11 protein-coding genes are annotated in these 14458 nt (G+C 49.5%); 7 read left to right on the top strand and 4 right to left on the bottom strand.

Annotated elements, in window-relative coordinates:
- Nucleotides 1-55: 55 nt before the first annotated feature.
- Nucleotides 56-1048 (bottom strand): TRAP transporter substrate-binding protein DctP, encoded by a 993-nt coding sequence (gene dctP, locus PsAD13_RS15245; protein ID WP_057465185.1) that lies wholly within the window; start codon nucleotides 1046-1048, stop codon nucleotides 56-58.
- A gap of 166 nt (nucleotides 1049-1214) precedes the next feature.
- On the opposite strand from dctP, the gene PsAD13_RS15240 reads away from it, so the two are divergent.
- A complete protein-coding gene (locus PsAD13_RS15240) occupies nucleotides 1215-2174 on the top strand; it encodes a LysR family transcriptional regulator (protein ID WP_063318688.1) in 960 nt (319 codons plus the stop codon).
- A 70-nt stretch (nucleotides 2175-2244) separates the two neighbouring features.
- Here PsAD13_RS15240 and PsAD13_RS15235 read toward each other — a convergent pair whose 3' ends face one another.
- Together PsAD13_RS15235 and PsAD13_RS15230 are read right to left on the bottom strand one after the other, a co-directional pair.
- Entirely contained in the window at nucleotides 2245-3414 is a 1170-nt protein-coding gene (locus PsAD13_RS15235; RefSeq protein WP_244275169.1) for an amidohydrolase, read from the bottom strand.
- Nucleotides 3415-4577: 1163 nt separating this feature from the next.
- Entirely contained in the window at nucleotides 4578-5351 is a 774-nt protein-coding gene (locus PsAD13_RS15230; protein WP_063318687.1) for a DeoR/GlpR family DNA-binding transcription regulator, read from the bottom strand.
- Nucleotides 5352-5596: 245 nt separating this feature from the next.
- Here PsAD13_RS15230 and PsAD13_RS15225 point away from each other — a divergent pair, with 245 nt between their 5' ends.
- From PsAD13_RS15225 to PsAD13_RS15200, 6 genes are all read left to right on the top strand, one after another.
- A complete protein-coding gene (locus PsAD13_RS15225; protein ID WP_063318686.1) occupies nucleotides 5597-6538 on the top strand; it encodes an ABC transporter substrate-binding protein in 942 nt (313 codons plus the stop codon).
- Between the two features lie 98 nt (nucleotides 6539-6636).
- Nucleotides 6637-7668, top strand: coding sequence for a betaine/proline/choline family ABC transporter ATP-binding protein (locus tag PsAD13_RS15220; RefSeq protein ID WP_063318685.1), 1032 nt, complete (start codon nucleotides 6637-6639; stop codon nucleotides 7666-7668).
- A complete protein-coding gene (locus PsAD13_RS15215; RefSeq protein WP_063318684.1) occupies nucleotides 7665-9671 on the top strand; it encodes an ABC transporter permease subunit in 2007 nt (668 codons plus the stop codon). The genes PsAD13_RS15220 and PsAD13_RS15215 overlap by 4 nt, the downstream gene beginning before the upstream one ends.
- Complete coding sequence (locus PsAD13_RS15210) at nucleotides 9668-10561, top strand: phosphotransferase (RefSeq protein ID WP_063318683.1); 894 nt, start codon at nucleotides 9668-9670, stop codon at nucleotides 10559-10561. The genes PsAD13_RS15215 and PsAD13_RS15210 overlap by 4 nt, the downstream gene beginning before the upstream one ends.
- 7 nt (nucleotides 10562-10568) lie before the next feature.
- Complete coding sequence (locus tag PsAD13_RS15205; RefSeq protein ID WP_063318682.1) at nucleotides 10569-13013, top strand: FAD-dependent oxidoreductase; 2445 nt, start codon at nucleotides 10569-10571, stop codon at nucleotides 13011-13013.
- Between the two features lie 126 nt (nucleotides 13014-13139).
- Nucleotides 13140-13397 carry a hypothetical protein gene (locus PsAD13_RS15200; RefSeq protein ID WP_063288620.1) on the top strand — a complete coding sequence of 86 codons (258 nt, stop codon included), beginning with the start codon at nucleotides 13140-13142 and terminating at the stop codon, nucleotides 13395-13397.
- On the opposite strand, the gene PsAD13_RS15195 is transcribed toward PsAD13_RS15200, so the two are convergent.
- A complete protein-coding gene (locus PsAD13_RS15195) occupies nucleotides 13394-14389 on the bottom strand; it encodes a GlxA family transcriptional regulator (protein ID WP_153040895.1) in 996 nt (331 codons plus the stop codon). The two genes, PsAD13_RS15200 and PsAD13_RS15195, sit on opposite strands and share 4 nt — an antisense overlap.
- Nucleotides 14390-14458 lie beyond the last annotated feature (69 nt).

Below are 14458 nucleotides of genomic sequence, written 5' to 3'. Positions count from 1 at the left end.
TCAGGAAAAGGAACGGGCAGCAACAGACCACCCGTTCGCATAGGTGTCTTTGTGCTTATTTATCTGCCATCAGAGCATCGATGGTGTCTTTGCCAACGATCTCAGAGATTTGTGGCCATACGTCCGCACGCACTTTCTCAGCGATAGCAGCACGGTCCTCATCAGATATAGTCACAACCTGATAACCGCTTTCCTGAAGCTTCGTGACGTATTGTGCCTCGTTGTTTCGGCCCCAGGCGGCATAATCACGTGCAGCTTTGTCAAAAGCTGACTGGACAGCTGACTGCTGCTCTTGGGAGAGTTTGTCCCACGTGCGGCTGGAGGCGTAGTAGGTGGTGTTTTCGACTACAGCGTTGTATGGGATGAAGGCCTTGCCAACATCAGAGGTTGCAAATGCGCTGTAAGCCAACTGTGCAGTACAGCAGATCGCTCCATCAACCGTACCCGCCTGAATGGCAGGAAAGACTTCGCCCCAGTTCATTGTGGTGGCTTTAAACCCGATTGATTCAACGGTCGCTTTGATGACCTGAGAGCTCCAGACACGAATGTTCATGCCTTTGTCGCCTGTGTTGCCTGCATTGTCAGGCACATCATTTGCTACAACACCGATGAACCCTTCTGGTGCGTTCGCCAGAAGCTTGAGACCCAAGCCGTCAAGACGCTCCGCAAAGATCTTATTGAAGGCAGAACCTTTGTTCAGATAAACTTTTTCGGCTTCATCCCAGCTGCTCACAAGGTATGGCAGAGAGTTGATTTCAAGGACCGGATCACTGTGCGCATACACCACAGAATGCACCAGATCTACGTTTCCACGTGCAGCAGCTTCAAACAGTTCTTCGCCCGCACCGAGCTGGCCTGCCGGGAACACGGTTACTTTCAAATCAACATTGGCAGCTTCAATATCAGTCTTGATTTGCTCCAGCAGTGTGTTGCCGTAATGCTCAACTGGCACAACACCGGCAAGCTTCAAGGTGGTTGCAGCAGAAACGCCGCTTGTCAGGCCGATTGTCAGCGCAGTTGCAACTGCGAATTTTGTGAAATTGGTCAAGTGTCTCTCCTCCGGAAAATCGTTTTTTGCGTATGCCGAGTGCTGGTTGTGTGCGCTACCCCTTTTTGCTGCAACTAACAACCTACGCATAAATTCATAGGACCAAGAGTAGACGCATTAAGCAAATTCATATATTTAATGTAGATATAAATTTGAGTAATATCATATGAATCGAACCTCTCTTGAACGCTTCTGTCGAAACCTCGATTGGAACTTGCTTTATACCTTTCTCATCATTGTTGAAGAGAAAGGGGTTACCAAAGCAGCAAAGCGGCTTTTGCTGACACAACCAGCCATTACCAATGCCTTGAAACGGTTGGAAAATCAGTTTGATTGCATGCTGATAGACCGTAATGCAGGTGAGTTCTCACTGACCAAAGCGGGGCAGCTTCTCTATGAGGAATGTCTTGAGATTTATAGCGGTGTTTCGCGCATTGCAGCAGTCCTTAAAGACGTGCGCGAGGATGTGACCGGACACGTTTCCATCGCAACAGCAACCCATGCGGAGTCGCCTGTGATTGATGCAGCTTTTGTCCGTTTTCACAGGACGCACCCAAAGGCGACGCTCTCAATCAAGGTTGCAACAAGTGGTGATGTGGTGACGCAGGTGAAGCGCAAAACGGCGTCTTGCGGAATAGGCCTCACCACGGCTCGTCAACCCGGCCTGACCTATGAGGTTATCTACCGCGAGAGATTTGCGCTTTATTGTGGGCGTCTTAGCCCTCTGTTTGGGCGTGATGATATTCGCAAGGAAGAGCTTGCCCACGAGCCCTATGTGACTTTCCCCACTGATGAACCCGGCGGAGAAATGAGTGAGTTTGCCATGGCACGCAACAAGCTGGGCATTGAGCATTCTCCTGTTGGCCGGTCCTATCATTTGGAAGAGTTGCGCCGATTGATCGAGATTGGCGTCGGCGTCGGCCCATTTCCGGTCCATGTGGCCTGGCCTTACGTCGAGGCGAAGCGCTTATGGCGCATTACCGACTTTGCAGACCTGCCGGTCTACGACATTGCACTCATTACGAACTCAAAGACCCGGCACAATGCTGCGGAGGCAGCGTTTATTGAAATCTTGCGGGATGAAATCAAAAAAGTGCCTCTGGAAGACAGAAGTTACCTGAACTAGGCCTGACCACTGGGGGCAAACGAATGCCCCATCTCTGGGAGAGATGGGGCTACAAGCTCGTCGATGAGCTTTAATCAGCAAGACCCAAAAGCTGATCAATGATCGTAACGAACAGATCTGCTCCGATCGGGATCAGCTCATCCGGGAAGTCATAGTCAGGATTGTGGAGCTGAGGCTGTGTTTCTCCAGAGCCCAAAAAGAACATGGCAGACTTTGCCCCATCCAATCCAAATCGGCCAAAATCTTCTGACCACCGCATCGGATAATCCAGTTCCTTCAATGGGGTGCCGACCCGTTTTGCTGCCTGAATAATCTGATCACGGCTTTCTGGATGGTTGACACAGGCAAGGAAAATATCATGCCATGTGATTGCAACATCCAGATCAGGAGTTGCCTGCGTGACAGCTTCTTGTGCCCGGTCAATCATATCTTCCATCAATGCATCACTGATGGACCGCAGTGTGACACGCAGCTCTCCAAACCCGGGTGCAATCCCAAACGTTGGCTCCCCTAAACGGGCATGTGTTAGTGTGCTGAGTGTGAATTGATCATTCATTTCTCCCCCGACACCCAGCTTCGCGAGCTGCTCCATTAACACAGAGATTGCCGAGGCCGGAGAGAGACCATCTTCCGGTGCTGCTGCATGAGAGCTCTTTCCGCGCAGGTTGATCTGCATTCCGCGAGATGCGCAATTGGCATACTCCCGGCATATGCTGACTTCTCCCATGGGGCGTCCCGGTAAATTGTGCAGTGAGAAGGCGAAATCGGGTCGGAACTCTGCGAAGTTCGGATCTTCAATCACAGCCGCCGCCCCTGCTCCAGTCTCTTCAGCTGGCTGGAACATCAACACAACACGCCCTTGCTTCGGGCGTCGTGCGGACAGCAAATGTGCTACGCCAAGAACCATCGTCATGTGCCCGTCATGCCCACACAGATGGCCACGGCCCGGGATTTGTGAGCGATAAAGAACCTCAGAGATCTCCTCAATCGGCAACCCATCCAGCTCACAGCGGATCATGACAGTTGGCCCATCTGCAGCGCCACAATACTCAGCAATCACCCCAAAACCGCCAAGCTCGGAAACAATACGATCAGCCCCAATCCGCTCGAGTTGTTCAACTATAAAGCGGCCAGTTTGTTCTTCTTCACCAGAAGCTTCCGGCGCTTTATGCAGCGTTTGCCGAACATCTGTCAGATAACCAATTTGTTCAGCATTCAATTTGAACTGGATCGTGTCCAAAATATAAATCTCTTCTGCCAATATTGCTAATACCACTAATTTACAAAACTTGATGCCATATTAAGAAAACCAACGCCATCAAAGATCTATGTCAAAAAAACTTGGATACTTGTTTTCTGATACCGGCGTTTCATAATGCATAAGATCCAGAAATCAAATCGATTAGATGTATGTCAATATAAGTAATTCTTATACTTAACTCAGAAGTTGCGATCCGTGCGCCAACCTATTTTTACAAACTGATCATCCAAGTTTTCCGATAATCAGATAGTTCCATTATCATCAACTAATTACCAATGAAGCGCCGCAACTCAAATCTTAAGCTGGCATTTATTTAGTATTATGCCCAGCAAGCCCTGATTGAGGGAAACGCTATTAATTTCGATAATCGAAAAAATATTTATAAAAGAGAGCATACCAATCATTATAGTGTAGGTTCTATCTAAGTATGTAGTTTATGCATGGCTGCTAGGCGCTCCTACACATATTGAAAAAACTGTCTCAATTGCCGCATTTATTGCATCAGTAGTGGAATTGAGTTTTGCAAGAGCCCCCATTTAAGTCCATCCTAAATGCAGTAAGTTTCTAAGAGTACCCTCTTTGTTAGACCTCTAGCAATGTGTTGCCTGTTTGGTCGTCTGATAGCGTATTAGGAAAATGCACAACAAGTGCAAAAGAATGGATTTAGTCCAATAGAGTTTCCAGAGTACGTTATCCAACCCACGGAAAAACTTGGAATATCATTTTAACTGACTGTGTGTTCGAGCTGATTGCAACAAACATGCCCTCACCACACCAAACTAGTGAGGATACACAATCCGCTGCCTTGGTTTGCAGCCAGTAAACCAGAATCGCTGCCAAAGTCACGCAGGTAGTTTCTATGAGTATCCTGAGATTCAAAGAGAGAGCAGCATCTGACGTCTATTGATCAACACGAACAGGTAGTCATCGCCTCGCTAAAACAGCAACTGAATTCACAACAAAACGAGGGTAATTGCCATCAAGAGTTGAAAGCGTAGCACCCAATTCATAGGCACTTTCTTATCCTACAAAATAATCCTTCGTCTCAGCGAAAATTTGACTTGTCAAGCACGGTCCAGAAAAACTCCCGAAACAAGCAAATTGGTGTCGCTTTAAGCTCCTTGTAAAAGTATTGGCCATTCTCAATCTGCGACAACGATTTTTGCTTGCCAGATTTTTGCGGCTTGGTGGAATTCTGTTGCGGGTTCTTTCTCGCTTACTAGCACATCGATGAGCGTTGGGTCACATACAGTGATGGGTGCTGATCTGGTGAATTTTCTGGCATCAGCCGCCACAATCTTACATTTCGCATGCTTCATAACTGTGCGGGAAATCTGCGCTTCTTCCAGATCGAACAGCATTAGCCCTTTGCTGGCGTTTATCGCCGCTGCTGACAGGATGGCGTAATCTGTTTCGAAGTTATCGAAGAAGCTCGTGACGGTTGCCCCGAATGCTCCTCCATCATGAGCCCGGAGTTCGCCTCCCGCCATAAAAACCCGATTGTCATTTCGCGTAGCAAGCTTGTAGGCAACTGCGACCGAGTTCGTTACAACCATCAGGCTCTTATGGTCTTGCAACGCTTCGGCAATGAAAGCTGTTGTACTTCCCACATCAAGAAACAGAGAACTACCGTCTTCAATCATACTGGCGACAGTTGCTGCAATTTTCCGTTTTGCCTCCGGACATTCCTGCATCCGCGCATGAAAACTGCTCTCTTGGTCCTCTTCAGCGAATAGGCGAACACCACCATGGACTTTCTCAAGCAGACCTTCTTTCGCGAGGGGTTTGATGTTCCTTCGAATGGTCTCTTCAGATAGTTTCAGCTTCTTGGCAAGTGTGACGATTCGGCTTGTGCCACCTGCCGTTTTTATTGCGTTCAGGATTTCACGTTGTGTCTGATTGTTGATGTTTTCCATTCAATCTAATCCGTATTAATCCTGCATAGACATAGCTTAAGCTCTCTAATCTAAAACATAAAATACCTCATAAAGCCACAATTTCACACATTTTGGATCAGTATCAGTAGATTTTATTGTGTCATTATGTTGATTTCTATAAATACCCCAACGTAAGATAAGTTGTCGTTGCTGGAGTTGATTGGGGTTGGGTTCAAATTCTTGCAACGGATGGATGAATTGGATCATCTGCGGGAGGGGACCAAATGAAATACTCAGTAATTCCATCAATTGCTCTGGTTATGACTTGGGGAGTTAGCTCAGCAATTGCTGAAGTTGAGTCACTAGATCCAATCAAAATCACCACTCATGACTGGTCCGGTCAAATCATCACAACCACCATTATGGGTGAGGTTCTCAAGCAAGCTGGTTACAACATCGAGTATGTTCAAGCGGATTACATCGCTCAATTTGCGGGCCTAAAGACTGGTGATCTGCACGTTGCAATGGAGATCTGGGAGACAACTGGCCGGGAAGCAATGGATGAAGCCATTGAGACTGGAAATGTTGTCAGTCTTGGTGAAAGTGGCATGATTGCCATCGAGGAATGGTGGTACCCCTCTTACATGGAAGAGGTTTGTCCCGGTTTGCCAAACTGGGAAGCGCTTAAGGACTGTGCAGATGTATTTGCCACTGCAGAAACGGCTCCCTTGGGACGGTATCTTGGCGGTCCGGTGACATGGGGCGGCTTTGATGAAGAGCGTGTTGAGGCACTTGAGCTTGACTTTGAAGTTGTCCATGCCGGCACTGATGCGGCTTTGTTTGCAGAACTGGAAGCGGCTTATCAACGAAAAGCGCCAATCATTTTATGGCTTTATGAGCCTCACTGGGCACCAGCTAAGTATGAGGGCAAATTTATCGAATTTCCGCCCTACTCTGCTGCTTGCTATCAAGATGCGACAATCGGTGTAAATCCATCTGCGGCTTATGATTGTAGCAAACCCACTGGCCCCATCTGGAAAGTTGCCTGGGCAGGTCTGAGTCAAAAATGGCCAGGCGCGGCGCAAGCGATTTCCAACTTCAATGTCAGCAATACCGAGATGAGCGCTATGATCTCCAAAGTCGATCTGGGAGGACAGTCAGTCGAGGGTGTTGTTGAAGAGTGGCTTTCTGCCAACAAAGACCGATGGGTTGGCTGGATAAAATAGAGCGTTCAAGATGAGTGGGTTCAGATCGAGGGTCTGTTCCTTCTTGTCTGTGCGAGCTCAGCTTTTTGCCCAATATCAGCGTTTTACGGAGATGTTCCATGGACCAGCCAGTGCTTTTGGATTGTAAAGGTCTCTGGAAGATCTATGGGGCAAACGCAGGCACATTTTTGCAAAATAGGGACAGCTCTCCGGACACATCAGCCTTAGAGCAGGCAAATTTGACGGGTGCGGTTCGTGACGCAAACCTTCAAATTCTGAAAGGTGAGATCTTTGTTATTATGGGCCTGTCTGGCTCTGGAAAGTCCACACTGGTACGCTGCCTGTCCCGCCTCATACAAGCAACTGCCGGTTCAATCCACTTTGAAGGCCAAGACCTTCTGGCAATGTCTGAACGTGAGTTGATCGACGTCCGCCGTAAGAAGATGGGCATGGTGTTCCAACAATTTGCGCTGCTCCCGCATCTAACTGTTTTACAAAATGTTGCATTTCCCTTGGATGTTCAAGGCGTTCACCGACCAGATCGCGAAGCACGTGCCTATGAGATGATTGAGCTTGTTGGTCTTAATGGGCGTGAAACGGCTTATCCGAGAGAGCTTTCAGGTGGGCAACAGCAGCGTGTTGGCATTGCGCGGTCATTGGTTGGCGATCCGCATCTGTGGTTTCTGGATGAACCCTTTTCAGCGCTTGATCCTCTCATTCGCAGAGAAATGCAGAATGAGTTCCTGCGGCTTCAAAACAAACTCCATAAGACGATCCTCTTCATCACGCACGATTTTGAAGAGGCTATTCGGCTGGCTGATCGCATTGCCGTGATGAAAGATGGAGAGATCGTTCAGATCGCGACACCAGAGCAACTGGTGAGCAATCCCGCGACTGACTATGTCGAGGAATTTACACACCATATTCCCAGGACCAAAGTCATTCAGCTTGAAACAATTATGACGGCGGGCTGTCCTGCCGGAACATATGCAGGCGATTTAAGCTATAGCCTGAAGGTTGCAGATGTTGTTTCTGAGGTTGGGAAAACCAGTCGCGCATTTCGGGTGTTGGACGATGACGGTGTACCTGTTGGTACTATCGATCGTGAAAAGATTGTCAGCGTAATGCTTGGGCAGGAGTTGGTGGAATGAACTTCCATCTCCGTGACAGCTTGCGCAACCCTCGTTTCTTTTGGCTTTTGCTTTTTGCTTCAACCTGGCTTCTCTCAAGCTATTCCTTTCCACTTTACAAGGCACTCGATGCCCGCTGGATCATTAAGTTTCCAAGTGCCTGGCAATGGCAACTGGATGAAAAGATCAGCACTTTCATGGCTTGGCTCATGGAAGATGCGGGATTTGGTCTCTTCACTTTTCGCCAGTTGACGCGGTTTCTTTCGGCAATAATTGAAGCGCCATACAACACAATGCGTGCTTTTCTTGCGGATGGGTTTCATTCTGGTCTCGGTCAACAAGCCGTTGAGATCTTCCCTTCCATGAGCTGGATCGCTGTGACCTTTCTTCTGGTCTTATTGGCAGTGAAAGCAGGTGGCTGGAGACTTGCAGCTTTGGTGGGTGGCTGTTTCCTCTATCTGGCTGTTTTCGGTCAATGGCAAAGTGCGATGGTGACTTTGGCGTCAATTGCTATTGCTGTCCCTTTCGGTGTGCTTAGTGGATTGATGCTGGGCATTCTGGCCTATCGTTCGGAGCGCTTTGAGCGGTTCCTGCGCCCATTGCTTGATTTAATGCAGACAGTCCCGATCTTTGCTTATCTTGTGCCGATATTGTTTCTGTTCGGGTTTGGGCCGGTCTCTGCGTTAGTGGCCACGATTATTTATGCCATGCCTCCCATGGTCCGCGTGGTGCTTGTTGCATTACAATCCGTACCTGAGCCGCTGCATGAAGCCGGGCGTATGGCTGGTTGTACGTCGCGCCAGATGATGTGGAAGGTGTTGTTGCCTTCTGCTCTGCCAACCTTAATGGTGGGTGTTAATCAGGTCATCATGCTCTCGCTGAACATGGTGATCATCGCCTCCATCATTGGCGCTGGTGGGCTGGGTTACGATGTTTTGGCTGCACTGCGTCGTTTAGACATTGGGGGAGGCATTGAAGCTGGCTTGTCAATTGTCGTGATTGCAATTGCGCTGGACCGGCTAAGTCAGGCTTTTTCGCTGAATGTTCACTCGCAGCCCCAAGGTTCATCTGTAACACAGATGACGCCTCTGATGTACGCTGTCATTGCATTGGCACTCACGGTTTTACTAGCACTTCTGGGGAAGGTGTTTCCTGCAATTCAAAGTTATCCTGAGGCCATGGTTCTCACCACTGGCTCTTTCTGGGATGAGGCCATCAAGTGGATCAATATCAATTTCTTTGAGGTTTTTGAAGCAATCAAGACGGGGTTGCTGACCTACCTTCTTCTTCCAATAAAACGTTTCTTTGTAGGCATTCCCTGGGCTTGGGGCATCATAGCGCTCGGGCTTATCGGGTGGCGCGTTGGTGGTTGGCGACTAGGTTTTTTATGCGCGACACTGGTAGGTTTTGTTGCTGCCAATGGATTGTGGCGGGATGCAATGATCACCGTCTACCTCTGTGGTGTTTCAGTGTTAATTGCAGCGGCAGTTGGGATGCCGCTCGGCGTGTGGGCAGGACAATCTGAGCGGGCAGACAGAATCCTCAGTACTCTGGTTGACACTCTGCAGACACTCCCAAGTTTTGTCTATCTGATCCCTGTTGTCATGCTTTTCCGCGTTGGAGAGTTTTCCGCCATGGTTGCTATCGTGCTTTATGCAATGGCCCCTGCTCTGCGCTACGCCGCCCATGGGATCCGAGAGATTAGTCCGCAAGTGATTGAGGCTGGCAAGGTATCTGGATGTACACGCTGGCAGTTGCTCTGGCGTATAAAGCTTCCTTTGGCTGTTCCCTCACTGCTGTTGGGATTGAACCAAACGATTATGCTGGCATTGTCCATGCTGGTGATCACCGCTCTCGTTGGCACGCGGGATCTGGGGCAGGAAGTTTACATTGCACTCACGAAAGCAAATACAGGCCAAGGCATTGTCGCAGGCTTGGCCGTAGCCTTTATTGCAATCATCGCAGATCGGATTTTGTCCGCGCTTGCGAAATCCTCTCGAGCAAGATTGGGGTTGGCAACATGAGCGAAACACTGACAAAGGAATTAGCCGTAACAAGAGCCCTTGAACTGCCATTTTGGAAGAAACCAACGAATGCCGAAATTCTGGGCGGTGGCATTACGAACTTCAACGTGAAGATCACTGATGAAGGACGCACTTATGTGGTACGCCTTGGAGATGACATCGTAGAACATGGGGTTATGCGGTTCAACGAACTCTCAGCTTGCCGGGCTGCCCATGCCGCAGGCATCGCTCCTGCTGTCCGTTACTTCCAAAAAGGTGCGCTGGTTCAGGATTACGTTGACGCTGAACCGTTGAGCGAAGCCGATATCCAAGATCCGCAAAGGCTACGCTCTATCGCCGGTGTCCTGACCAAAGTTCACGGGGAAGCAACGCAACTGATACGTGGCCCTGTCCTCGCTTTTTGGGTCTTTCACATCCTGCGCAATTATGCAGAAACGCTTCGCCTTATGGACTCGGATCATCTGCCGAGCCTCAATGCGTTGATGGCCAAGGCTGAAAAGCTTGAGCGTGCGGTTGGGAAGGTGCAGTTGGTTCTTTGCCACAACGATCTTCTTCCAGCGAACATCTTAAATGAGAATGGGCGACTTTGGCTGGTGGACTGGGAGTACGCTGGCCTGAACTCTCCCCTGTTCGATCTGGGAGGTCTAGCAACAAATGCCAGTCTGTCTGAAGGTCTGCAAGAAATACTGCTCGAAGCATACTTTGACGAGCCGATCTCCGATGCACTTTGGGGCCAATACAGTGCCATGAAATGCGCATCCTTATTACGCGAAAGTATGTGGAGCATGGTGTCTGAGCAGACATCCAAAATACAGTTCGATTACGCCAGCTATACCAGAGAAAACTTGCTCCGGTTTGAGCATGCATATGCTGATTTGCAGTTGAAGTGAGGTTGAGATGAAAGAATTGCCAAAAACGGCGAAGGCTGTGATCGTAGGTGGCGGCATTGTCGGGTGTTCGACCGCTTACCACCTTGCAAAACTGGGCTGGGATGTTGTTTTGCTTGAGCGGAAAAAACTGACGTCCGGCACGACTTTTCACGCTGCCGGGCTGGTTGGGCAATTGCGTTCAAATGCCAATATCACTCAACTCCTTGGGTATTCCGTTGATCTTTATAAGCGCCTTGAAGAGGAGACCGGACAGGCAACTGGTTGGAAGATGAATGGCGGCCTTCGCCTTGCCTGTAATCATGAGAGATGGACTGAGGTGCAACGTCAGGCAACGACTGCGCATTCCTTTGGTTTAGATATGCAGCTTCTGACACCTAAAGAAGCTCAGGATCTCTGGCCTTTGATGCAAGTCGATGATGTTATTGGCGCGGCTTATCTGCCAAGTGACGGCCAGGCAAATCCTTCGGATATAACATTGTCTCTTGCCAAGGGGGCTCGCTTGGCAGGGGCACAGATTTTTGAAGACACGAAAGTGCTGCGTGTTGATGTCGACAAGGGGGTAATCAGAGGCGTTGAAACCAGCCGAGGCCGGATTGACTGCGCTGTTGTCGTTGCCTGCTGCGGGCAATGGACGCGAGACTTTGCAAAGCATGTTGGTGTGAATGTGCCTTTGGTACCAATGCAGCATCAGTACATGGTCACCGAGCCGATACCTGGCGTACCCAGAGATTTGCCAACGCTTCGAGATCCGGACCGACTGACCTATTACAAGGAGGAGGTCGGCGGCCTTGTTATGGGCGGATATGAGGCCAATCCCCTTTCCTGGGCCGAGGATGGCATTCCAAAAGACTTCCACTACACATTGCTCGACAGCGACTTTGGGCACTTCGAACCGTTGATGGAGCTTTCTCTTGGCCGGGTTCCGGCTTTGGAGACTGCAGGTATCAAAGAACTCATCAACGGACCAGAGAGCTTTACACCGGATGGTAATTTCATCATGGGTGAAGCTCCTGAACTCAAAAACTTTTACGTCAATGCAGGCTTTAATGCGTTTGGCATCGCCGCTGGCGGAGGCGCTGGAATGGCACTGGCAGAATGGATCGCAAAAGGCGAACCACCCTTTGATCTGTGGCCTGTCGACATTCGCCGATTTGGACGCCCGCACTTTGATAGCGACTGGATACGCACACGGACAAAAGAAGCCTATGCCAAACACTACACAATGGCTTGGCCTAGTGAGGAGCATGAAAGCGGCCGTCCCTGTCGCAAATCACCGCTCTATGAGTTTTTGAAAGCAGATGGCGCGGTGTTTGGCGAAAAACTGGGATGGGAACGCGCCAACTGGTATGCAGATACTCAAAATGGAGAAGCTCAAAAAGATATCTATACGTTTGCGAGGCCCAATTGGCACGAACCTGTTGGCCGCGAACATAACGCAGCCCGCTCCTCTGCGGTGCTCTTTGACCAGACGTCCTTTGCGAAATTTACACTCAAGGGACCTGATGCAGTCGACGCGCTCAGTTGGATTGCGGCAAATGACGTAGATAAGCCGATTGGCTCACTGATCTACACGCAGATGCTCAACGATCATGGCGGTATTGAATGCGATCTTACCTGCGTGCGAATGGCAGAAGATGAGTATTACATTGTCACGGGAACAGGTTTTGCCACTCATGATTTCGATTGGATTTCCCGCAATATTCCAGAGGGCATGAATGTTCAGCTGGTAGATGTCACATCAGCTTATGCGGTCCTTTCACTTATGGGCCCCAACTCTCGCGAGATCTTGAAACGCGTAACTCGTGATGACGTGAGCAATGATCATTTTCGGTTTGGCCAAGCACGCAAGATCGGTATAGCAGGCTGTCCTGTTCATGCGTTGCGCGTGACCTATGTTGGGGAGTTGGGTTGGGAACTGCATTTGCCCGTTGAATATGCAACAACCGTTTACGCTGCACTTCATGAAGCAGGACAGCAGTTTGGGTTACGCAACGCTGGCTACAGAGCAATTGAAACGCTGCGTTTGGAGAAAGGATACAGGGCCTGGGGAAGCGACCTAGGTCCCGACCACACACCAGAAGAAGCTGGCCTAGGCTGGGCAGTGAAGCTCAAGAAGAATATAGCCTTCAAAGGCCGTGGTGCTATTGAAGAACAACGAACGCACGGTGTCAAAAAGATGCTGGCTACTTTTGTGGCGGATGGTGACATCATACTGTCAGGCCGCGAAACGATTTATCGCGACGGCATCCGGGTCGGCTGGCTGTCATCCGGTGGCTTTGGTCATACGTTGCAAAAATCCATCGGCTTGGGCTATGTCCGCAATACCGATGGTGTCGATCGTGAGTTTGTTCTTGGTGGCAAGTATGAGCTGGAAGTTGCAACAGAACGCGTACCCTGTGACGTGCACTTAACGCCTTTGTATGATCCTAAGATGATGCGCGTAAAAGCTTGATCCGACTGCGGTTCTAAAGTTTACGATAGGATTCAATAGCGAGCTTCACAATAATACTGGTTTACAGAGAAACGTGGAGCTGACAAAACTTGGAGATAGGTTCAAACTGCATACTTCATTGAGGCCATGATTTACATCTTCATCATTTTTGGGGCTGCATTCGGATTGATTGCTGTTCCTCTAGGGTTTTTCATCGGCCTTCAGGTTTCGCCAATACTCGCGAATATTCTTCTGTTCCCCTTCATTACGGCCAGTTGGCTGCTGGATGTGCCTCTTGGAGAAATGTCTGGCCTGCTGCGCATTTGCCTCACAGTGCTGTCTTCAATTATCTGGGCAGGATTGTTTGGCTTTGTTGGTTCGCTGCTCAAGAAGAAGCCTTCTTAAGCGGTTAAGGAATTACGAAATGCGCTTGCGGTCATACCAGTGTGTTTCTGGAAGACCTTGTTAAAGTGGGATGCATCAAAAAAACCGGATCGGATGGCAACATCAGTGATGGTTGCCTCTGTTTCTCCCAGTAAGCGTTTGGCTTCTTCTACTCGTATATGACTGAGTGCTTCGGCTGGGGATTTATCAAGGTCAGACTTAAATTTCATTTCAAGGCTGCGCCGTCCAACGCCCAACATCTTACAAAGCTGCTCTATGCTGCGCAGATTTTCCGTTTCCTGCTGCATCATCAGCACCGCCCTTTGGACCAGATTATCTTTGGCTTTAAGCGACGTTGGCAGGAACGGTTGGGCTTTGCTGTCATCTTGAGCTTCATCCACCATCAGAATATGAAGGCTCTTGCGGGCTTGCCGCAGACCGACATGACGCTCAACCAGATGGGCTGCAACATGCACTGCACTGGTTCCCCCTGAACAGGAAATGCGGTCCCGGTCCACCACAAAAATGCGATCAGAAACTGGCTCCAATCCATCAAATTGCTCAAGGAAGTCCGTCCGGTGAAACCAGCTCACACAACATTTATAGCCGTTCATCAAACCGGCACGGTGCAGAATAAAGCTACCAGTACACAAGCCGATCAACGGCACGCCCTTCGACACAGCAGATTTCAGATAGTGCACATAGCGAAGATCAAGGCGTTCAATGTGGTCGATCAGCCCTCCTACAACCACCAGGTAATCAAAATGGGCTGGATCAATCAAGTTGGTATCAGGATGGATGCGCACGCCGCAACTGGCGCGGATGGGCTCCATATCAGGTGCAATGACGCTCCAGCTGCATAGGATTGGCCTGCTGCTATCGCCTTCATCGGCAGAAAGGCGCAGGACATCAATAAAGCTGGCGAAGGCCGACAATGTGAACCGGTTGGCCAGAATGAAGCCAACATTGAGCGCTGGTCGGGGCTGCCGCTTGGTCCGTGTTGTGTTCTCCACCTGCACCTCCTGCGCAAAAATACCTCATAATATTCGCAGGGGTACCATACACATTTTTACATAGCGGGC

This window comes from Pseudovibrio sp. Ad13 (assembly GCF_001623225.1).
Taxonomy (GTDB): Bacteria; Pseudomonadota; Alphaproteobacteria; order Rhizobiales; family Stappiaceae; genus Pseudovibrio.
This window is presented reverse-complemented; position numbering and strand designations above follow the sequence as displayed.